This window comes from Qipengyuania sp. NPDC077410, assembly GCF_044543405.1.
GTDB classification, from domain to species: domain Bacteria; phylum Pseudomonadota; class Alphaproteobacteria; order Sphingomonadales; family Sphingomonadaceae; genus Qipengyuania; species Qipengyuania pacifica.
Genome location: NZ_JBITWB010000004.1, coordinates 175528 through 194444, shown reverse-complemented (window position 1 = coordinate 194444; position 18917 = coordinate 175528). Strand labels below are relative to the sequence as shown.

Sequence of the window (18917 nt, the reverse complement as noted above, 5' to 3'; positions counted from 1 at the left end):
CCTCTTGCGAAAATGTGCGCGACGCGCTTTGGACGCAGGCATCATGACTGAAGACGAAATTATCTCCGAATTCCGCGCCAGCGAAGCTCTCCTCGAAGGCCATTTCAAGCTTTCGAGCGGGCGCCACAGCGGGCATTATCTCCAATGCGCGCGCGTACTTATGAATTCGGAAAGGGCGGGCAGGCTCGCCTTTGCCCTCGCCCAGAAAATCCCGCGCGAACTGCGCAACCAGATCGATGTGGTCATCAGCCCGGCCATGGGCGGCATCATTATCGGCCAGGAAATGGGCCGCGCCCTCGGCAAGGATGCCATGTTCCTCGAACGGCCCGAAGGCACGTTTCACCTTCGCCGTGGCTTCCGCCTCGAACCGGGGGCGAAGGTCTTGATGGTCGAAGACGTCGTCACGACCGGACTTTCCAGCCGCGAGGCGATCGCGGCCGTGAGTCGCGAAGGCGGCGAAGTCGTTGCCGAAGTCGCGCTGGTCGATCGCTCGAACGGCGCGGCCGATCTCGGCGTGCCTTTCTATCCGCTCGTGGACATCAACTTTCCCACATACGCGGAAGACGAAGTTCCCGCCGATCTGGCAGCCATCCCGGTGACCAAGCCGGGAAGCAGGGCAGCTTGATCGATCTGCCGCATCCCCAACGCCTGAGACTGGGCGTCAATATCGACCACGTCGCAACCATCCGGAATGCGCGCGGCGGCGATCATCCGGACCCTGTCCGTGCGGCAGAAATAGTGGCGCAGGTCGGCGGGGACGGCATCACGGCGCATCTGCGTGAAGATCGTCGCCACATTCGCGATGCGGACCTCGAGCGCATACAAAAGGCCACCGACCTTCCGTTGAACCTCGAGATGGCGGCGACCGAGGAAATGCTGGCCATCGCGCTCGCCCACAAACCGCATGCCGCCTGCATCGTGCCTGAAAAGCGCGAAGAACGGACGACCGAAGGCGGGCTCGATGCGGCGGGGTTGCACAATCAGCTCGCGCCCATCGTGTGGAAGCTGGCCGACAACGGCATCCGCGTGTCCCTGTTCATAGAAGCGAGCGAACGACAGTTGGAAGCGGCCCAACTCCTGCGTGTGCCGGTGGTCGAATTTCATACCGGCGAATATGCCCATGCCGGGCTCGACAGTGATGAAGAGCGCGAAGCGCGCGAACTCGAACGCATCGCCACCATGTCGAAGATGGCTCGCCAGATGGGGATCGAGCCGCATGCCGGGCACGGCCTGACATATGAGAACGTAAAACCTGTCGCCGCGATCCCCGAACTCGCCGAACTCAATATCGGCCACTATCTCGTCGGCGAGGCCGTGTTCGTCGGGCTGGAAACGGCAGTTCGGCGCATGCGCGATCTGATGGACGAGGCACGCTCATGATCATCGGCCTGGGCTCCGACCTGTGTAATATACAGCGGATCCAGAATTCGCTGGATCGTTTTGGCGAGCGGTTCGAGAATCGCGTCTTTACCGAGATCGAGCGCGCCAAGGCACGCCGCCGCCCCTTCACCATCGCCGGCACTTACGCCAAGCGTTTTGCGGCCAAGGAAGCTTTTTCGAAAGCTGTCGGCACGGGTTTCCGGCGCGGGGTCTTCATGAAGGACATCGGTGTGGTGAACGCGAAATCGGGTGCGCCTACGCTTTCACTGACGGGCGGCGCCGCAATCGTGCTTGCGGAAATGGTGCCAGAGGGCCATGAGGCGCGCATACACCTCACCCTCACCGACGATCACCCATGGGCTCAGGCCTACGTCATCATCGAGGCCCTACCCAAGTGACCACCGGCACACCGGCAGTGAACGACACCAGCAAAAAGAAAAAGAAAGCTGACGACAAGGTCGACTGGATCGCGGAAATCCGCGGTCTGGCGTTAATGCTGTTGGCTGTTTTCGCGTTTCACAGCTTTATCGCGAAGCCATTCTATATCCCGTCGGAATCGATGATGCCGAACCTGCTGGTCGGAGACCGGCTGGTGGTAAGCAAATATCCCTACGGCTGGAACTGGTCGTCGATCAGCTTTCACCTTGCCCCGCGTGGCAAGTGGCGCCTGTTTGGCTCTACTCCGGAATATGGCGACATCGTCATTCCCGTGCACCCGCAACGCGATGAGGATTACATCAAGCGCGTTGTCGCACTCCCGGGTGACCGGATCGCGGTACGCAACGGCCAGATCATCCTCAACGGCACCCCGGTCGAACAGAAGGTGGAACCCGCCATCGCCCTGCCGCTGGATGCCAACTCGCGCTGCGACGGCTTCGGTTTCGACGACTTCCGCTCTACCAACGCCGATGGCAAACCTATTTGCCGCGTACCCGTGATGCGCGAAACGCTGCCCAATGGCGCGACTTACCTCATCATCGACCACCAGAATCAGGATCTGGACAACTTCCCCGAAATCACCGTTCCCGAAGATCATGTCTTCGTGATGGGCGACAATCGGGATCACTCGGCAGACAGCCGCGAACTGAACCACCCGCGCGGCCTTTTGGGCCCCATTCCGCTCGAAAATATCGGCGGACGTGCCGAGTTCATCACCTTCTCGCTCGACGGTACGACCACGATCAATCCGATCAGCTGGTGGACCAGCCTGCGCGAAGGGCGGGCCTGGTCGACCCTGCGTCCCGCCATTGCGGAACGAAAACCCGCTCCCGAGCGCTAAAGCCACACAATACAGGGGGCGCGCATGGCCGATAAGACGCAGGATATCCACGAAGCGGACCTCGGCACCAGCCCCTCCCGCATCAACGACCCGCACATTCGTCAGGAAATAGCGCGCGCCGTCGTCTGGGTGGGTGTCGTCGGCGCCGTGGCGCTGGCGGTCTGGATTGCTCGCCCGCTGCTGGTGATCTTCGGCGCCATGGTTTTTGCGTCCATGATCGATGGCGGCGCTCGTCTGCTTGGCCGCGCCCTTCCCATCGCCCGTGCGTGGCGCGTCGCGATCGTACTGGCCGCAACCGTCGCCTTTCTGGCGTGGCTCGGATATTTCGCCGGATCGACGATTTCGCAGGAAGCGGCCCAGTTTCCCGAGATTATCGAGCGTCAGGTGGGCGAACTGATCTCCTGGGCGCGTTCGCAAGGGTTTGAAATCAACCAGCCGCAATTGCAGGACTATCTCGGTAATATCGGCAGCGGGATCAGCACCGTTACTCGCGCGCTGAGCGGGCTGGTCGGCGGGCTGGCAACGATAGTCCTCATCCTCGTAATCGGCGTCTACGTTGCGATCGACCCGCAACTCTACGAACGCGGCGTCGCCTGGATGCTGCCAAGCGAAAAACGGGATCGTTTCCATGTCACCCTTGCCCGCATGGGCAAGACGATGCGCCGGCTGATGGCCGGTCGCCTCCTCGGCATGCTGGTCGAGGCCGTTTTTACCTACATCATGCTCGGTGTGGTCGCGCCGATGGTTGGCATTGGCGCAGTGCCGATGGCAGCACTGCTCGCCATCCTAACCGGCCTGCTCGCTTTCATTCCCAATCTGGGCGCGATCATCTCAGGTCTGCTGATGGTTCTGGTGGGCTTTTCCGGTGGGGTCGAAATGGGTATTTACACCATCACCGTCTATTTCTTCGTCCAGAACTTCGATGGCTATGTAATCATCCCGATGATTGCGAAGAAGACCGTCGATCTGGCCCCCGCGCTCGTGCTCGCATTCCAGCTGATCATGGGCATTCTGTTCGGCATTCTCGGCCTTTTCCTCGCCGACCCCCTACTGGCGATGATCAAGGTTGCGCTGGAACGCCGGGCGGAACAGGCGCATGAAAACAAACGTGAAGAGGTTGCCACGAATGGCGCGTAAGTTTCTGTATTTTATTGCCGTTTGCATCGTTCTGGTCATCTTGGGAGCAATCGCATTGTCGATCTGGTCACGCGAGGCGACTGAAATCGCCTTCGTGCCCCGCGGCGAATTCGTCGAGCAGGAACCGTTCGCCGAAAACGCCTATCAGGACCCGAACATGTGGTATTCGCGGCCTGGCCTCGGCACGAACGATCCTTCGCGCTACCAGCCTGCCATCGCGGAAACCGCTCCCGATCCGGCTGATCAGGATCCTTCGCCACAAGCCCCGGCTGCCGAGCAGAGCCTTGATGCAGGCAACCCTCTGCAGACTACCGGCACCGTCACCGGCGAGGCGGCCGATCCACAGACGCTGCCCGAATTTGCGGTCTTCTTCGTGCCTCCCACCAGTTACATTCAGGCCGGTGGCGACTGGAATTCCAAGATCGACGATGCGACCACCAACAATCGTGCGCGCATCTTCCTTCAAGGGCTGGCCAGCCCGTTCAATCGCGCGGATGAACTCTGGGCGCCCAAATACCGGCAGGCGGCCGCAGGGGCTTTCCTGACCGACAAGCCCGAAGCGCAGCAGGCCATCGATGCGGCCTATGCCGATGTCGCCCAGGCCTTCGATTATTTCATCGATAGCGTGGACGAAAACAAACCGATCGTACTAGCCGGTCACAGCCAGGGCGCTTCCCATGTTCTGCGGCTACTACAGGAAAAGGTTGCCGGTACGCCGCTCGAAGCGCGCATCGCTGCCGTCTATGCCCCGGGGTGGCCGGTGTCGGTCGAACACGATCTTCCCGCGCTGCCATTCCCGGCCTGTGCATCAGCTGGCCAAGCGCAGTGCCTGCTCGCCTGGTCGGCATTTTCCGACGATGGCGATGCCGATCTGATCATGCGCCGCTACGAAGCAACCGTGGGCTACGACGGCCAGCCGCGCGGCACCGGGCCGATCCTGTGCGTCAACCCGCTGACCGGGGCCACGGGGGGCTCGGCTCCCGCCAGCGCCAATCTCGGCACGCTGATCCCCGATCAAAACCTGTCAAAGGGTGAACTGGTCGCAGGCGTCGTTTCCGCACGCTGTGGCGAGAACGGCCTGCTTTATATCGGCGATCCGCCGGAGCTCGGCCAAGGCGTCCTTCCGGGCGGTAACTATCATGTCTACGACATCCCCCTGTTCTGGAAGAACCTGCAGGAAGACGTCGTTACACGGGTGAAGGCATGGACGGCGGCGCAGGCCTCGTAACGGACAACGCCCTGACCTATGGCGACGTGCTACCGGAAGGTGGCGCGCTGCTCGGTCTCGACCTCGGCACGAAGACAATCGGCGTTGCGACCTGCGATGCGGGGTGGCGATATGCGACCGCGGGCAAAACGATCGCGCGCGGCAAGTTCACCAAGGATTGCGGCATCTTGCGCGCGCTTGCTACGGAACGCTCTATTCGTGGCCTCGTCATCGGCCTGCCCCGCAACATGGACGGAACCGAAGGTCCGCGCGCGCAGGCCAGCCGCGCCTATGCGAGGAACCTCTCCGCCGCCCTGGAATTGCCGGTTCTCCTGTGGGACGAACGCTGGTCGACTTCCAGCGCGGAAGCGGCCATGATCGGCCAGGACATGAGCCGCAGCAAACGTGCCGCAAGGATCGACAGCCATGCCGCGGCAGTGATCCTTCAGGGCGCCATCGACACGCTGGCGGGCGGCGGCTTTTGATAGCGGCCATGGCGGCTTCACAAACACCCTGTCAACTTGCCTGCAGCCTCGCTATCGCCCTTCCATCATGAGCGAACAGGACCGTAAATTCGATCCGGCCAAAGCCACCGCGTTCTTCACCGGACGCGGTCATTCAGGCTGGCTCGGCCTCAGATATTCGGACCACGGCGACGACTGGGTCGAACTCGAACTGCCCTGGCGCGAAGACCTGCTCGGCGAAGACGGGCAACGCGTCCTGGCATCGGGTCCCATTCTCAGCCTGATGGATATGGCCAGCGGCATGGCCATCTGGCGCGCCATGGACGAATTCACTGCCATCGCGACGCTCGACCTGCGCGTCGATTACGTCCGCCCCGCGCGCGAAGGGGCCAGCGTTTTCGGCCGCTCGCAATGCTATCGCCTGACGCGCAGCGCCGCTTTCGTGCGCGGCCTCGCCCATGACGGCGATGCAGATGATCCTGTAGCCCATATCCAGGCGGTCTTCATGAAGATCGCACCCACGGCGAGGCTCTGACATGGCGGACATTCCCGATATCGAAGCGCTGACGCCTTACGCCCGCTCGCTCGGCATTGCGCTGGACCGCTGGGAAGACGGCACGCCGATCATGGCCGTTTCCTTCGACGAGGTGGTAGAGGGCCGGCCGGATCACTACCACGGCGGTGCTACCGGCGGCTTGCTCGAAACGGCAGGCTATGCAGCGCTGCGTGCCGAACTCGCCCGGCTGGAGCGCGAGGCCGTTCTCAAGCCGATCAATATCACGGTACAGTATCTCGCCGCCGGCAAAAGTCGCACCAGCTATGCACGCGGACGGATTACCAAGCTTGGCCGCCGTAGCGCGAACATCACCGTCGAAGCCTGGCAGGACGATCCAGCCCGGCCCATCGCGACCGCGGTGATGAACGTCCTGATGGCCGAACCTTCCGGCTAATTAGCCGCTCCGCCCGACCCTGCGCTTTCCTCGCGCCGGTTTCGGGCTTCGAATCGTCTTTCGTCTACACGTCTGCGCGCTTCCTCGATCGCCGCCTCGTCGACCGCTACGCCCTGATCGCCCACGCTGATATCGACGGGGATGCCATCGATCTCGGTCGACAGTACCGCCTCACCCTCGCGGATGCGCAGGCGCGAATTTCCGTCCCCGAGGGGAATATCGCCGAGATCGGGCACGTCCAGCGGCTCGATCGGTGTGCCCGGGTCCGCCTGTTCGCGCGGCTTCGGCTGGCTTGGCACACCCCTGACGTTCATCGCGCTGTTCATGAAATCACGCCAGATCCGTGCAGGCAGGCCCCCGCCGCTGATCCCGCCCTGCAGCGGGGAATTGTCGTCGTTCCCGATCCACACGCCCACAACCAGGTCACCGGCATAGCCGACGAACAGTGCATCGCGATTGTCCTGCGTCGTGCCGGTCTTGCCGAAATTGGGGCCCGACAGCATGGCTGCCCGCCCCGTTCCGTTATTGATGGCTGCCCGCAGCATCTGTTCCATTTCCGACTGGGTGGAAGATGAAAAGCTCGAAGGTCCATCCCACAGATTGGCAAAGAAACCCCGTTCCGGGCGCGCGAACGCATGCGGTTCTACCGGATATTCATTGGCCGCGATCGCCGCATAGGCGGACGTCAGTTCGAGCAGCGACATGGTCGATGTTCCCAGCGCCAGGCTCGGATCGCCTTCCGGCAGTGGTGCCGTAACGCCCAGATCGCGGGCGGTCGCGATCACCTTGGCGCTACCGACATCGCCCAGCAGACGCACCGCTGCGACATTGCTCGACTGCGCAAACGCTTCTTCCAGCGTCAGGCTTTCCGAATAGCGCCCGCGGGAATTCTTGGGGCGATAACTGCCTTCGGTGATCTCCGTATTCGCGATCCTGTCCTGCGGGCTCCACCCTGCCCGCAGCGCGGCAAGATATACGAACAGCTTGAAAGTCGATCCTGGCTGGCGCTTGGCCTGGGTGGCGCGATTGAAGGGCGATTTCGCGTAATCCTTGCCTCCGATCATTGCTACGACCTCGCCATTGCGACGCATCGCGACGAGCGCCACCTGTGCCCCGCCCAATGGAGCATTCTGGGTCACTCGCCGGGCGATGTTCTGCAACCGGCTGTCCAGCGTGGTGGTCAGTGTCTGGCGGGAATAGCCCTGCTCGGTCAGCTCGCGCGCTTCGGGCAGCGCCCAGTCGGCGAAATATGTGCCCGTGGGCAATTCGTTGCGCGCGCGCACGTCCAGCGTCGGCGGCCTCATCTGCCGCGCCTCGGCTTCGGTAATGTATCCTGCATCGACCATGGACTGGACCACGACCCGCATGCGCTTTTCCGCCCGCGCATAATGCTTCGTCGGGGCATAGGCGCTCGGCGCCTGCAGCAGGCCGGCCAGCATCGCGGCCTGATTGGGCTTCAGGTTCTCCGGCCGGCGGTAGAAATAATGCAGGCTCGCCGCGCGCAGGCCATACACATTGTCCCCGAAATAGGCGTTGGACAGATAGCGGCTGAGGATTTCGTCCTTCGTCAGCCAGCTTTCCAGCCAGAATGCAATCAGCGCCTCGCGCGCCTTGCGCGTCAGCGTGCGCTCCGGCGAAAGAAAGGTGAATTTGGCGAGCTGCTGAGTGATCGTGCTGCCCCCGCCCGTCCCGGTGAACGCGGCGCGCGCGATCCCGCGCGGGTCCACGCCCCAGTGCGAATAGAACCGCCGGTCCTCTGTCGCCAGGAAGGCCTCGACCACATGCGGTGGAAGCTGCGACACTTCGACCGGCTCATCCGTGATTGCACCGTTCCGGGCAATCGGCGTCCCGTCTGCTGCCAGCAGAGTGATCTGCGGCGCGGCAATCGGCTCGAGCGATTTGGACAGCGGCGCGGTAATCGCCAGCCATGCGACCAGCAGTATGAACAGGGCGATGATGGCGGCAAGGATGTGGCTCGCCCACCAGCGCTTGCGGCGGCCAAGCCAGTAATCGCGCTGCCACCAGCGCCGGCGCCGCTTCTCGTCGGCATCGAGGGCATAGTCGACCCGATCCAGCCGATCGTCCCAGTCGCCGTAATCGAGAGCGTCATGCGTCGCGTAATATCCGCGATGCGGCGGGTGGTCCGCTTCCGGAGCGGATCTGCGCAAAAGGGAATCGAGAACGCCCATCGCCTACTGTGTTAACCCAACAACACAGCCAATGATAGGGGGCGCAAGCTTAACTCTTGCCGACTACGCTTTCGGGCAGGTCCTCGCCGAAAACGCGCTGATAATATTCGGCCACCAGCATCCGTTCTTCCTCATCGCATTTGTTGAGGAAGCTGAGGCGAAAGGCGAGGCCGACATTCCTGAAGATCGCCGCATTCTCCGCCCAGGTTATGACGGTACGCGGGCTCATGACGGTCGAAATGTCGCCATTGATGAAGCCCTGCCGCGACAAATCGGCAACCTTGATCATGTCGGCAACCAGCTCGGGATCGGTTTCGGGGTTCTTCGCCTCGACGATCTTCTGTTCGGTTTCAGCCGGCAGATAATTCAGCGCAACCACGATGTTCCAGCGGTCCATCTGCCCCTGGTTGATCTGCTGCGTGCCGTGATACAGGCCCGACGTGTCGCCGAGGCCAACCGTATTGGCGGTGGCGAACAGGCGGAAATTCGCATCGGGGCGGATCACGCGGTTCTGGTCGAGCAGGGTAAGTTTGCCCTGCTGTTCCAGCACGCGTTGGATCACGAACATTACGTCCGGGCGGCCAGCATCATATTCGTCGAATACCAGCGCGACCGGGTGCTGCAGCGCCCAAGGAAGCAGACCTTCGCGGAATTCGGTAACCTGCAGCCCGTCGCGCAGCACGATCGCATCGCGACCGACCAGGTCGATACGGCTGATATGCGCATCGAGGTTGATGCGGATGCACGGCCAGTTGAGACGCGCGGCAACCTGTTCGATATGCGTCGACTTGCCCGTACCGTGATAGCCCTGAACCATCACGCGCCGATCATGTGCAAATCCGGCCAGGATCGCCAGGGTCGTGTCCGGGTCGAAAACATAGTTTTCGTCCAGATCGGGCGTGCGTTCGTCGGGCTTGGAAAACGCCGGAACCTGCCAGTCGATATCGATCCCGAAGGTCTCGCGAACGTCCACGGTAATGTCGGGCGCGGCAAGCACGGTTTTGGCGGATGCGTCGAAGGTCTTGTCGGTCATGTCATTCATCTTATTGGCGGGTTAGACGGATGGATAGGTGGCTGCAAGCAACGAAATCGCTGTGGGCCCCAAGCCGCTCTCGACTCGCCGTCCGCCCCGCCGCATAATCGCCCGCGATGCCACCGCCCCCGCTTTCCGAACGTCTGCGCCTCAAGCTGGTCGAGCGTGTACGCGGCGTCTTCAACGATGTCGAAAGCGGCCAGCAGCCGGTGCCGACATCCGATGAGGCGCTGTTTACAAAGGATTCGCCGATCCGGATGGTCCATGCCGATATCGTCGCCATGATGGTCGGCGGGGTGCGCGGACTTCTGCTGCAGATGCTCCACCCGCATGCGCTACAGGGTGTGCTCGATCATTCGAACTTCCGCACGGACATGCATGGTCGGTTGCGCCGGACCGCGCGTTTCATCGCCGTGACGACCTTCGGCCATGGGGACGATGCGATGGCTGCGGTCGACCGCGTCAACCGCATTCACGCCAAGGTCGGCGGCACCCTGCCCGACGGCACGGCATACTCCGCTACCGATCCGCGCACGCTCGCCTGGGTCCATGTTGCGGAAGCGACCAGCTTTCTGGCGGCCTATCTGCGCCACGTCCGCCCCGACATGCCCGGCAGCGAGCAGGATGAATATTATCGTCAGTTCGCTGTGATCGCCCGCGCTCTGGGCGCCGATCCGGTGCCGATCGACCGGCGTGAAGCCGAAGCGATCTTTCGCGACCTGCGCGCCGATCTCACCGCTTCGCCCGCTGCACGCGAAATTGCGCAACTGGTCCTGACGCAGAAGCCCGCAGGATCGCCCCCTGCTGTTCAGGCCCTGCTGGGCGCAGAAGCGGTTGCCCTCTTGCCCCCGTTTGCGCGATCCATGCTTGCGCTGGAACGTCCCGGCCTTGCCGCCATCCCTGCCCGCGCCGCGACCTGGGGAATGGGCAAAACCCTGCGCTGGGCTTTCCGTCAGAATTGAGAAGGCTGGCCTTCTATTGAGGCGCTCACCTCATGCCGAGCATCCCGCGTTTTGCGCATACGCCGAAAGTGGCGATGATCAGTATGGCCCAGATCAGCGTCAGAATGTCGATCATCTGGGGCTGTGGCATAAAACCGAAGATCGAAAGCGCCGCCCAGCCGCCTATGAAAAGCAAGACGAGGTAAAAGGCGGTAGATCCTGCCTGACGCGAAACCGTGCGCATCAATTCGTCGGAATGTTTCATCGATCGCACGGATGCAAGCGTCGCGATCACCAGGAGGACACCTGCCGCGACAGCGCCTGCCATGGGCGCAAGCAGAGCACCGGGACCGGTCAGGGCAAGAACTGCGAGCACCCCGCCAAAGGCTACACTTCCAATTCCGCTAGCCAAAAGGCTTTGCTTCATTTCACGCAATTCCTCGGCATCCTGAACGTTGAGGAATCGCGCTCCAAGGCGCGGCGACAATGCACCGAAGCCAACGAGCACGCCCATGAAGGCATACAGCATCGCCACCAGCAATGCGATCTCGCGCGAAGGACCGAGCGAGCCTAGCGCACCGCTATCAATGAGCGTCATCAGTCCAAGCGCCCCGAAAAAGCCGGTCAGCGCGCCGCCGCCGATCATCAGCGCAAGTTTGCGCCCCTTGTGCGGGGGTTGGGAAAGGTCTGTCGATGCAATGTTCATGGCTGTGGCTCCCAGTCGTCGATGAAAAGTTCGGGCACCGGCACGCCGAACAGCTTCGACATGCGCAGCGCCAGAGGCAGGGACGGATCGTATTTGTCGGTTTCGACCGCATTGATCGTCTGCCGGGACACACCCAGCCGGCGCGCGAGTTCACCCTGGCTCCAGCCATGTGTTTCGCGAAATTCCTTCAAGCGGTTTTTCAACGACTCATCCTTCTGCCTGACAAGAGCTCTTTACTGTAAAGAATTCTTGTCAGTCAAGACCTCTTTACAGATGCACTCGGCTCCGCAAACTCCTTCCGCCTCAGGCAAAGAAGATCAGCCGATCTTCTCGGGCAGTTCGAATATGTCCATGAACCGCTCCGCCAATTCGGGATCGCCATCGAGACGGATGCCCACATCGGCCAACGGCATGCCGACATAGAATGCCCCGGCCAGCGCCGGCCCGTCGGGCGCATGGAAGACCACTTCGCACCCGTCCGCATCGGTCCGGGAAACCGCCATGGCACCGTCTTTCAGATCGGCAACCAAGCTCACATCCGGGAACTTGAAACCCACCCGCATCGCCAGTCCAGCGGCCCTGTCCTTATCGAACATCGTGCGCAGCGACAGCAGGAAGCTGGTGGGCGAGAGCGGCAATGTCGAGTCGTGCTGCGAAGATTGCGCGGCCCAGCGTCCCAGTTCCTGGATTAGCGGTTCGGCCGCGTAGCCCCACCGGGTCAGCTCATAGACTCGCGCGCTCGACGGCGCTGGCAGAGTGCGATGTACCAGAACACCCGCACCCTCGAGCTTTTCCAGCCGCTCGGTAAGCACTTTGGCCGAAATACCGGGCAGATTGGCGCGAAGCGCAGAAAACCGCAGTGCGCCGAACATCAATTCCCTTACGATCAGCAACGACCACCGTTCGCCGACCAGTTCCATTCCGAACGCCGTGCCGCAGGCGTCATTATACCACCTTCCATGCACATCGGCATCCGCCCGACGTGGTTTAGTTTCTTTTTGTAACTTCATAGTTGCTTTTAGTAACCCGCAGGTTCACAAATCGCAAGTCGCGAGTCGGCCAGAGAGGGAGAGGCATCGATGACCCGGAGGAAATTCGCAGACCTGCCAGAGGGGCGCGTCGCGCGACCCTGTTCCAGGCGCCCCCGCACTCTTGGAAAAGTCGCGCATGAGGAGCCGCCCGCCAAACCACAGCCAACGATAATAAACGGCCCCGCGCCCCATCCCCGAGGAGAGAGATGATGAGTTATTTCGACGGTTTCGTGCTTGCAGTGCCCACCGCCCACAAGGACAAGTTCATCGCCCATGCCACGCTGGGCGACGCCGTGTTTCAGGATGAAGGGGCCCTTCGCATCGTGGAAGCCTGGGGCGACGATGTGCCCAAGGGCAAGGTCACCGATTTTCAGGGCGCCGTTCAGGCAAAGGACGACGAGACAATAGTTTTCGCGTGGGTCGAATGGCCCGACAAGGCCCACCGTGACGATGTGATGGCGCGTTCGGAAGAATGGATGGCGGATCCGCGCATGGATCCCGAAAACAACCCCATGCCCTTCGATGGCAAGCGGATGATCTACGGCGGCTTCGACACGCTGGTCGACGAAGGCGATGGCGGCGGCGACTATGCCGATGGCTATCTCGTCCCCGTGCCCGAAGCGCGCAAGGAGGATTACTGCGCGCTCGCCGCAAAGATGGCGCCCGTCTTCCGCGGCTATGGCGCCACCCGCGTGGTCGAAGCGTGGGGCGACGATCTGCCCGACGGCAAGGTCACCGATTTCCGCCGCGCCGTTAAGGCGGAAGATGGCGAGAACGTCGTCTTCTCCTTCGTGGAATGGCCAGACAAGGCCACCCGGGATGCCGGCTGGGCCAAGATGATGGAGGAGGATGGCCCCGGCGGCGACATGCCGTTCGACGGAAAACGCATGTTCTGGGGCGGTTTCCGGCCCGTAGTCGACCTGCAGGCACGCTGACGCATGGCCGATCCCGTCACCATCTGGACGCTCGACTGGGTGCCCGAAACGCCGCGCGGCTTCGTGCGCGACCTGCGGCTGCGCTGGGCGTGCGAGGAGGCGAGCCTTCCCTATCGCATCGCCACCGTCCCGTTCGACGATCGCGAAACAAACCACCTCGACCGGCAGCCCTTCGGCCAGGTGCCGATGCTGGAGGACGGCGATCTGCGCCTGTTCGAAAGCGGGGCCTGCGTCATCCACCTCGCGCGCAAGGGCGGCATACTGATCCCGGCCGATCCCAAGGGCGAGATCAAGGTTCTGCAGTGGATCATGGCCGCGCTCAATTCGATCGAGATGGTGACCATGCCCTGGGTGGTCCTTACATGGTCGGACGAGGAATTCGCCGGCATAACCGGCTGGCTCGACAAGCGGCTCGCTCAGATCGAAGCCGTGCTGGCCGAACGCGAATGGCTGGTGGGCGATACCTTCACCGCCGCCGACCTCATCATGGCCGACGTGCTGCGCGTCGATCTGGTGCGCAAGCACGGCGATCGGCCGGCAAGCGAAGCCTATGTCCGCCGCGTCACCGACCGTCCCGCCTTCCGCAAGGCGCATGCCGACCAGCTGGCCCATTTCGCGGTCGCCGATGCAAACCGAGAGGAGAAGTCAGATGGCTGACAATCATGGCGATTTCGTCTGGTACGAACTGATGACCGGCGATGCCGATGCCGCGCAGGCATTCTACGAACCGCTGCTGGGGTGGAAATTTGCCGGCAGCGGCATGTCCGACATGGACTACCGGCTTGGCAGCGCCAACGGCGTGGAAGTGGTCGGCCTGCTCGAACTGACGCAGAACATGATCGGCGGCGGTGCACGGCCGGCGTGGATCGGCTACATCGCGGTCGCCGATATCGACGCCTCGCTGACCAGGCTCAAGGAACAGGGCGGCCAGCTGTTCATGGGGCCCAACCACCTCGAAGGCGTCGGCCGCATGGCCATGGTCGCCGATCCGCAAGGTGCGCCCTTCTATCTCATGCAACCCGAAGGCGAAGCGAGCCAGTCCTTCGCCAAATACGAACCGCGCCAGGGCCATTGCGCGTGGAACGAACTGATGAGCGGCGACCGGCAGGGCGCGCACGAATTCTACACTGGCCTGTTCGGCTGGGAGAAGGCCGACAGCATGGATATGGGCGAGATGGGATCCTACGACATGTACCGCGCCGGCGATTACATGCTGGGTGCGATCATGCAGAAACCGGACGACATGCCCGCCAGCCTGTGGAGCTATTACTTCCGCGTTCCCGAAATCGAGCCTGCGGCAGACTATGTGCGGTCCAACGGCGGCCAGGTGATCAACGGCCCGATGGAAATCCCGGGCGGCGAGCACGTGTTCAACGCCATCGACCCGCAAGGCGCGATGTTCAGCCTCATCGGCAAAGGAGCTTAAGCCATGGCAGACTACACCCTTTTCACCAATCCGATGAGCCGCGGCCAGATCGCGCGCTGGGCGCTGCACGAGGCGGGCGCGGATTACGATACCCAGCTCGTCGAATGGGACGACAGGCCGCAGGCCCTGCTGGATGCCAACCCGATGGGCAAGATCCCCACCCTCATCCACCATCACAACGGGCACGATCACGTCATCACCGAATGCGCGGCGATCTGTCATTACCTGGGCGCAATGCAGGCCCCCGAACTGACCCCGAAGGCGGAAGAGACGGCGGATTATTTCCGCTATTTGTTCTTCGTCGCCGGCCCGGCCGAACAGGCCATCACCACGCGCGCCATGGGCTGGTCTGCCGAGGATCCGCAAAAGCAGATGATGCTCGGCTACGGCACCTTCGACAAGGCGATGGACACGTTCGAAACGCTGATGACGGGCCGCGATTATGTCTGCGGCGACCGCTTCACCATGGCCGATGTCTATGTCGGCAGCCAGGTCGACTGGGGGCTGACCTTCGGGTCGATGCCCAGCCGCCCCGCGTTCGAGGATTACGCCGCCCGCCTGCGCGAACGCCCGGCCTACAAGGAAGCCAAGGCCATCGACGCCAGACTGATCGAGGAGCGGCAGAATGGCTGACAAGCTCACCACCGTGCTCTGGTTCGACGGCGATGCCGAGGAAGCGGCGCGCTTCTACGCCGATACCTTCCCCGACAGCGCCGTGGGCACGATCTTTCGCGCGCCGTCCGATTTCCCCGGCGGGAAACAGGGCGATGCGCTGACGGTGGAATTCACCGTCTGCGGCCGCGCGTTTTCCGGCCTCAACGGCGGGGACATGTTCAAGCCCAACGAGAGCGTCAGCTTCATGGTGGTGACCGAGGACCAGGCCGAAACCGACCGCTACTGGGACGCGATCACCGGCAATGGCGGGCAGGAAAGCGCCTGCGGCTGGTGCAAGGACAGATGGGGGTTCAGCTGGCAGATCACCCCGCGCACGCTGCTGGAATCGCAGGCCGCCGGCAGCGAGGAAGCACGCCGCGCCTTCGAAGCCATGATGACCATGCACAAGATCGACGTCGCCGCCATCGATGCGGCACGCAAGGGGGACTGATCCGATGACACGCAAACTGACCGGCGCCGCCTTCGTCTCGCTCGACGGGGTGATGCAGGCCCCCGGCGGCCCGACCGAAGATCCCACCGGCGGCTTCGACGAAAGCGGCTGGGTCTTCCGCATGGACGACGACGGCATCGACGAAACGCTCGGCGCGCTGTTCGGTGCGCCTTACGATCTGCTGCTGGGGCGCCGCACCTACGATATCTTCGCGGCCTACTGGCCCTATGTCGAAGGCGAGAATGCCTTCATGGGCGAATCGCTGACGCAGGCGGGCAAATACGTTCTCACCAGCAGCGACGCGCCGCTCGAATGGGAAAACTCGCACCGCCTGTCGGCCATCGACGAGGTCCCCGCCCTCAAACAGAGCGACGGCCCCGACCTGCTGATCCAGGGTTCGAGCACGCTCTATCCCCAATTGCTGCATGCGGCCCTGCTCGACCGTCTGGTGCTGATGACCTTCCCCATCGTGCTGGGCAGGGGCAAGCGCCTGCTCGATGGCGCGATGTCCGCCGGCAAGCTCAAGCTTGTCGACCACCGCGTCACGGGCAAGGGGACCGTCATCACCACTTACGAGCCGGACGGCACCATCCCGCCCATGCCCGACCACGCCCCCGAACCTGCCACCAGCGAGCGCGAGATGGCGCGGCGGGCGCGGATCGAGGCGGGAACCTGGTGATGCCGGCGCTCTACGGCCACCGCTTTTCCTCCTACACCTGTACGGTTGTATGCCAAAAGCCTTAGCATTAAAGCGAGGGCATTATGTCAAAGATCGCAATCATTTATGCCAGATACTCGTCCGCGCAGCAGGGTGAAGGTCTTTCAATTGAGCGCCAAATCGAAAAGGGCAAAGCGTTCATCCAAAGCAAGGGATGGACGCTTGGCGACATCCTGATTGATGAAGGACGATCTGCATACCACGGGCGAAATCGTGCCGAGGGGTCTGCGCTTCACAAATTCGAATTGGAAGCCAAACAGGGCCTACATAAGGGCAAGGTACTTTGCGTTGAGGAAACTGATCGCCTTTCGCGACAAGGCAGCAAAGCGATTGCTCAACTTGTTTGGGGTCTGAACGAAGCTGACGTTGCCGTGGCAACGTGGAACGATGGCCTCATAAGCGGTGAAGACAGCGACGGGCTATTAAATGAGTTGATGCTGATCGTCCGAGGCAAAATGGACGAGGCCGAGAGTGACAAGAAGCGAGAGCGCGCAAACGCTACTTGGAAGAATCGCCACAAACGCATCGCCAGTGGTGAGAAGAATGTCCCAATCGGAAAGCCGCCCTCTTGGCTGAAGCGTGGTAAAGAAGGGTACGAGGTAATTGAGGGCAGAGATGCGCTCATTAACGAACTCTTCGACCTGTACATCGCAGGCTATGGTTTTGACGCCATTGCGAAACGGTTCAACAGTCGGGGTGAAACGGGTTGGACTGCGTCTCAGCGGGGCTGGTATCAACCATACCTACACAGGCTACTAACGAACCGAGCAGTGACGGGGGAGTATGTTAACTACCAAACCAACGAGACGGTATCACAGGACTTTTACCCCCGTGTAATTTCGCTTGATAAGTTCAACAGAGCACAAGCAGTTTTAGAGGGCAAAAAGCGTTCGGGCGGACGCGACACATTGGAACGCAGAAACATACTGTCAGGCATCACATTCTGCGGGGAATGCCGACACACTGCTGGCTATGTCCACAAGGGGCGAGGCCACACCGTCTACAAGAAGAAGGATGGTACAGAAAGCCGGTACAAACGGAAGGAATACCAATTCCTTCAATGTGACAACAATCGCCGGAGGGCGACTTGTGATAACTCAGCGGCCTTCGATTACAGAGTAGTTGAAACCGCTATTCTAGAGAAGATGCTGTCGGCCACAGTCAATGACAACAACCCTCGCTTGAATATGTTGGATGAACAAGTAGCAGATTTGACCCGTCGGAACGAAGTTCTGACGCAAAAAATAAGCAACTTGATAGACGCTCTAGCAGAAGGCGGTTCAAAAGCACTCACAAAGAGGCTCGCGGATTACGAAGTCCAGCAAGAAGCGGTCGAGAGGGAATTGGCTCAAGTAGCAAACAAACGCGCGATTGAAGCTGCCCGGCCCTCGCGTTCCGATCAACTCGCGATCCTCGACAGCTTAAAGGGTGATTTAGAGCATGACGATGCTGCGACACGCACTCACGCGAGGAGGCAGGTTAATGTGGCGCTCAAGCACCTAGACGCTAGGGTATTATTGTCTGCCGACAAGACGTTCAGCATCGTAACTGACTACGGTTTCTGGCAGTACAATGCTGAAGGCGAATACATAAATGGTGGAGCCTTTTAGCGGGGCAGTTCAACCACCTCGCCATGTGCTTCGAGGATGAAGCAATCGTCCTGGCGCTGGTAAAATACTGGAACCTCACCAAAGTAGATGCAGCCCTCGTCGCTGTTCCAATGCACGGGGTCATTGTCCGCATGTTCTTGAAACTGCTCTGCTACAAATTCCCAATTTACCATTTCGTCTACTCCTGTTTTCTTAGAAGTAGAGTGGCGCCAGAGTTGAACTAGAACGACCTAAAGGAGACGCAGCTCGTCGCAAATAGAAAAACCCACCGGACTATCCACAAATCCGGTGGGCCTCTTCCCTTGTTTGCCGCCTCAACGAAAAAACGGCACAACTATTTATCGTTTTCTGTTCGCTTTTCGAAAAAGACGGTGCTTGATGCTCTGGCTCCACAAAACGGAGCAAGACATGAACTGGTACGACATACTAAAAGGCGACACGCGGGATAAGTTGGAAAACAACTGGCGCGAGCAAGCAAAGGTCAAGAGCACCAGCAAGGAATTGGATCACAAGCCAGTCTGCAAGCTGTTCATCCCTTGGGCATCTGGCACTTGGCTTCTCACAGAGCTTGAACCCGGCACTACCCTCGCTTTCGGCCTTTGCGATCTAGGCTTTGGTACGCCTGAAATAGGCGACGTTTGCTTGCACGAACTCTACAGCGTGGAAGGCCCCGGCGGCTTGCGCGTTGAGCAGGACATTCACTTTGTGGCGAAGAAAACGCTGCGCAAGTACGCTGATGATGCAAGGCGGATTGGCTGCGTCGTCGTTTAATACCCAACACAACCAGCGTTTGGAACGAAGCGAGG

At 61.3% G+C, this 18917-nt stretch carries 24 protein-coding genes and 1 pseudogene; 19 read left to right on the top strand and 6 right to left on the bottom strand.

All coding sequences use genetic code 11. The features are described from left to right. The first annotated feature begins 43 nt into the window (after positions 1–43). The 9 genes from pyrE (at position 44) to ACIGGE_RS16365 (ending at position 6417) form a co-directional block, all read left to right on the top strand. Entirely contained in the window at positions 44–625 is a 582-nt protein-coding gene (gene pyrE, locus ACIGGE_RS16405) for an orotate phosphoribosyltransferase (RefSeq protein ID WP_301641435.1), read from the top strand. Beyond that, positions 625–1380 (top strand): pyridoxine 5'-phosphate synthase, encoded by a 756-nt coding sequence (locus tag ACIGGE_RS16400; protein ID WP_397491202.1) that lies wholly within the window; start codon positions 625–627, stop codon positions 1378–1380. The genes pyrE and ACIGGE_RS16400 overlap by 1 nt, the downstream gene beginning before the upstream one ends. Then, entirely contained in the window at positions 1377–1778 is a 402-nt protein-coding gene (acpS, locus tag ACIGGE_RS16395) for a holo-ACP synthase (protein WP_397491143.1), read from the top strand. The genes ACIGGE_RS16400 and acpS overlap by 4 nt, the downstream gene beginning before the upstream one ends. Further along, positions 1736–2659, top strand: a complete 924-nt coding sequence (gene lepB, locus ACIGGE_RS16390) for a signal peptidase I (RefSeq protein ID WP_196845801.1) — start codon at positions 1736–1738, stop codon at positions 2657–2659. Before acpS ends, lepB begins: the two co-directional genes overlap by 43 nt. Before the next feature lie 24 nt (positions 2660–2683). Further along, positions 2684–3796, top strand: coding sequence for an AI-2E family transporter (locus tag ACIGGE_RS16385; RefSeq protein ID WP_222827760.1), 1113 nt, complete (start codon positions 2684–2686; stop codon positions 3794–3796). Continuing rightward, the gene (locus tag ACIGGE_RS16380) at positions 3786–5024 is read left to right on the top strand and encodes a DUF3089 domain-containing protein (protein WP_103024340.1); all 1239 of its coding nucleotides are present in this window, start codon (positions 3786–3788) and stop codon (positions 5022–5024) included. Before ACIGGE_RS16385 ends, ACIGGE_RS16380 begins: the two co-directional genes overlap by 11 nt. Then, the gene (gene ruvX / locus ACIGGE_RS16375; RefSeq protein WP_103024339.1) at positions 5000–5488 is read left to right on the top strand and encodes a Holliday junction resolvase RuvX; all 489 of its coding nucleotides are present in this window, start codon (positions 5000–5002) and stop codon (positions 5486–5488) included. The genes ACIGGE_RS16380 and ruvX overlap by 25 nt, the downstream gene beginning before the upstream one ends. A gap of 67 nt (positions 5489–5555) precedes the next feature. After that, positions 5556–6002 carry a PaaI family thioesterase gene (locus tag ACIGGE_RS16370; RefSeq protein WP_103024338.1) on the top strand — a complete coding sequence of 149 codons (447 nt, stop codon included), beginning with the start codon at positions 5556–5558 and terminating at the stop codon, positions 6000–6002. A 1-nt stretch (position 6003) separates the two neighbouring features. Then, entirely contained in the window at positions 6004–6417 is a 414-nt protein-coding gene (locus tag ACIGGE_RS16365; protein WP_397491142.1) for a PaaI family thioesterase, read from the top strand. Here the strand turns inward: ACIGGE_RS16365 and ACIGGE_RS16360 are convergent. Further along, entirely contained in the window at positions 6414–8606 is a 2193-nt protein-coding gene (locus tag ACIGGE_RS16360; protein WP_397491141.1) for a transglycosylase domain-containing protein, read from the bottom strand. The genes ACIGGE_RS16365 and ACIGGE_RS16360 overlap by 4 nt on opposite strands. A gap of 49 nt (positions 8607–8655) precedes the next feature. Beyond that, on the bottom strand, positions 8656–9648 hold the full coding sequence (cobS, locus tag ACIGGE_RS16355; RefSeq protein WP_397491140.1) for a cobaltochelatase subunit CobS: 993 nt from the start codon (positions 9646–9648) through the stop codon (positions 8656–8658). 107 nt (positions 9649–9755) lie between these two features. Between cobS and ACIGGE_RS16350 the strand changes: the two genes are divergently transcribed. Then, positions 9756–10601 carry an oxygenase MpaB family protein gene (locus ACIGGE_RS16350; protein ID WP_397491139.1) on the top strand — a complete coding sequence of 282 codons (846 nt, stop codon included), beginning with the start codon at positions 9756–9758 and terminating at the stop codon, positions 10599–10601. A gap of 25 nt (positions 10602–10626) precedes the next feature. Here the strand turns inward: ACIGGE_RS16350 and ACIGGE_RS16345 are convergent, their stop codons facing one another. The 3 genes from ACIGGE_RS16345 to ACIGGE_RS16335 all read right to left on the bottom strand — a co-directional run bounded on the left by ACIGGE_RS16345 (position 10627) and on the right by ACIGGE_RS16335 (position 12296). Then, positions 10627–11286 (bottom strand): hypothetical protein, encoded by a 660-nt coding sequence (locus ACIGGE_RS16345; protein WP_397491138.1) that lies wholly within the window; start codon positions 11284–11286, stop codon positions 10627–10629. Beyond that, positions 11283–11489, bottom strand: coding sequence for a helix-turn-helix transcriptional regulator (locus ACIGGE_RS16340; RefSeq protein ID WP_103024332.1), 207 nt, complete (start codon positions 11487–11489; stop codon positions 11283–11285). Before ACIGGE_RS16340 ends, ACIGGE_RS16345 begins: the two co-directional genes overlap by 4 nt. A gap of 114 nt (positions 11490–11603) precedes the next feature. Further along, positions 11604–12296, bottom strand: a complete 693-nt coding sequence (locus ACIGGE_RS16335) for a winged helix-turn-helix transcriptional regulator (protein WP_397491137.1) — start codon at positions 12294–12296, stop codon at positions 11604–11606. A 230-nt stretch (positions 12297–12526) separates the two neighbouring features. Between ACIGGE_RS16335 and ACIGGE_RS16330 the strand changes: the two are divergent. The 8 genes and pseudogenes from ACIGGE_RS16330 to ACIGGE_RS16295 form a co-directional block, all read left to right on the top strand. After that, a pseudogene (locus ACIGGE_RS16330) lies at positions 12527–12868 on the top strand (DUF1428 domain-containing protein); the annotation flags it as partial. Beyond that, complete coding sequence (locus tag ACIGGE_RS16325; protein WP_397491201.1) at positions 12851–13252, top strand: DUF1428 domain-containing protein; 402 nt, start codon at positions 12851–12853, stop codon at positions 13250–13252. The pseudogene ACIGGE_RS16330 and the gene ACIGGE_RS16325, both read left to right, overlap by 18 nt. A 3-nt stretch (positions 13253–13255) precedes the next feature. Next, a complete protein-coding gene (locus tag ACIGGE_RS16320; RefSeq protein WP_397491136.1) occupies positions 13256–13909 on the top strand; it encodes a glutathione S-transferase family protein in 654 nt (217 codons plus the stop codon). Beyond that, complete coding sequence (locus ACIGGE_RS16315) at positions 13902–14678, top strand: VOC family protein (protein WP_397491135.1); 777 nt, start codon at positions 13902–13904, stop codon at positions 14676–14678. The genes ACIGGE_RS16320 and ACIGGE_RS16315 overlap by 8 nt, the downstream gene beginning before the upstream one ends. 3 nt (positions 14679–14681) lie before the next feature. Further along, a complete protein-coding gene (locus tag ACIGGE_RS16310) occupies positions 14682–15311 on the top strand; it encodes a glutathione S-transferase family protein (protein WP_397491134.1) in 630 nt (209 codons plus the stop codon). Further along, entirely contained in the window at positions 15304–15783 is a 480-nt protein-coding gene (locus ACIGGE_RS16305) for a VOC family protein (protein WP_397491133.1), read from the top strand. Before ACIGGE_RS16310 ends, ACIGGE_RS16305 begins: the two co-directional genes overlap by 8 nt. A gap of 4 nt (positions 15784–15787) precedes the next feature. Then, positions 15788–16462 carry a dihydrofolate reductase family protein gene (locus tag ACIGGE_RS16300; RefSeq protein WP_397491132.1) on the top strand — a complete coding sequence of 225 codons (675 nt, stop codon included), beginning with the start codon at positions 15788–15790 and terminating at the stop codon, positions 16460–16462. Between the two features lie 83 nt (positions 16463–16545). Continuing rightward, complete coding sequence (locus ACIGGE_RS16295) at positions 16546–18111, top strand: recombinase family protein (protein WP_397491131.1); 1566 nt, start codon at positions 16546–16548, stop codon at positions 18109–18111. Here the strand turns inward: ACIGGE_RS16295 and ACIGGE_RS16290 are convergent. Further along, positions 18108–18284, bottom strand: coding sequence for a hypothetical protein (locus ACIGGE_RS16290; protein WP_397491130.1), 177 nt, complete (start codon positions 18282–18284; stop codon positions 18108–18110). The genes ACIGGE_RS16295 and ACIGGE_RS16290 overlap by 4 nt on opposite strands. Positions 18285–18519: 235 nt before the next feature. On the opposite strand from ACIGGE_RS16290, the gene ACIGGE_RS16285 reads away from it, so the two are divergent. Next, entirely contained in the window at positions 18520–18882 is a 363-nt protein-coding gene (locus ACIGGE_RS16285; protein ID WP_397491129.1) for a DUF2958 domain-containing protein, read from the top strand. Positions 18883–18917: the final 35 nt, after the last annotated feature.

Excerpts from the sequence above, each read along its gene's own strand:
- pyrE (WP_301641435.1), top strand. The coding sequence starts at position 44 with ATGACTGAAGACGAAATTATCTCCGAATTCCGCGCCAGCGAAGCTCTC.
- acpS (WP_397491143.1), top strand. The coding sequence starts at position 1,377 with ATGATCATCGGCCTGGGCTCCGACCTGTGTAATATACAGCGGATCCAG.
- lepB (WP_196845801.1), top strand. The coding sequence starts at position 1,736 with ATGGGCTCAGGCCTACGTCATCATCGAGGCCCTACCCAAGTGACCACC.
- ACIGGE_RS16385 (WP_222827760.1), top strand. The coding sequence starts at position 2,684 with ATGGCCGATAAGACGCAGGATATCCACGAAGCGGACCTCGGCACCAGC.
- ACIGGE_RS16380 (WP_103024340.1), top strand. The coding sequence starts at position 3,786 with ATGGCGCGTAAGTTTCTGTATTTTATTGCCGTTTGCATCGTTCTGGTC.
- ruvX (WP_103024339.1), top strand. The coding sequence starts at position 5,000 with ATGGACGGCGGCGCAGGCCTCGTAACGGACAACGCCCTGACCTATGGC.
- ACIGGE_RS16370 (WP_103024338.1), top strand. The coding sequence starts at position 5,556 with ATGAGCGAACAGGACCGTAAATTCGATCCGGCCAAAGCCACCGCGTTC.
- ACIGGE_RS16365 (WP_397491142.1), top strand. The coding sequence starts at position 6,004 with ATGGCGGACATTCCCGATATCGAAGCGCTGACGCCTTACGCCCGCTCG.
- ACIGGE_RS16360 (WP_397491141.1), bottom strand. The coding sequence starts at position 8,606 with ATGGGCGTTCTCGATTCCCTTTTGCGCAGATCCGCTCCGGAAGCGGAC.
- cobS (WP_397491140.1), bottom strand. The coding sequence starts at position 9,648 with ATGAATGACATGACCGACAAGACCTTCGACGCATCCGCCAAAACCGTG.
- ACIGGE_RS16350 (WP_397491139.1), top strand. The coding sequence starts at position 9,756 with ATGCCACCGCCCCCGCTTTCCGAACGTCTGCGCCTCAAGCTGGTCGAG.
- ACIGGE_RS16345 (WP_397491138.1), bottom strand. The coding sequence starts at position 11,286 with ATGAACATTGCATCGACAGACCTTTCCCAACCCCCGCACAAGGGGCGC.
- ACIGGE_RS16335 (WP_397491137.1), bottom strand. The coding sequence starts at position 12,296 with ATGAAGTTACAAAAAGAAACTAAACCACGTCGGGCGGATGCCGATGTG.
- ACIGGE_RS16325 (WP_397491201.1), top strand. The coding sequence starts at position 12,851 with ATGATCTACGGCGGCTTCGACACGCTGGTCGACGAAGGCGATGGCGGC.
- ACIGGE_RS16320 (WP_397491136.1), top strand. The coding sequence starts at position 13,256 with ATGGCCGATCCCGTCACCATCTGGACGCTCGACTGGGTGCCCGAAACG.
- ACIGGE_RS16315 (WP_397491135.1), top strand. The coding sequence starts at position 13,902 with ATGGCTGACAATCATGGCGATTTCGTCTGGTACGAACTGATGACCGGC.
- ACIGGE_RS16310 (WP_397491134.1), top strand. The coding sequence starts at position 14,682 with ATGGCAGACTACACCCTTTTCACCAATCCGATGAGCCGCGGCCAGATC.
- ACIGGE_RS16305 (WP_397491133.1), top strand. The coding sequence starts at position 15,304 with ATGGCTGACAAGCTCACCACCGTGCTCTGGTTCGACGGCGATGCCGAG.
- ACIGGE_RS16300 (WP_397491132.1), top strand. The coding sequence starts at position 15,788 with ATGACACGCAAACTGACCGGCGCCGCCTTCGTCTCGCTCGACGGGGTG.
- ACIGGE_RS16295 (WP_397491131.1), top strand. The coding sequence starts at position 16,546 with ATGTCAAAGATCGCAATCATTTATGCCAGATACTCGTCCGCGCAGCAG.
- ACIGGE_RS16290 (WP_397491130.1), bottom strand. The coding sequence starts at position 18,284 with ATGGTAAATTGGGAATTTGTAGCAGAGCAGTTTCAAGAACATGCGGAC.
- ACIGGE_RS16285 (WP_397491129.1), top strand. The coding sequence starts at position 18,520 with ATGAACTGGTACGACATACTAAAAGGCGACACGCGGGATAAGTTGGAA.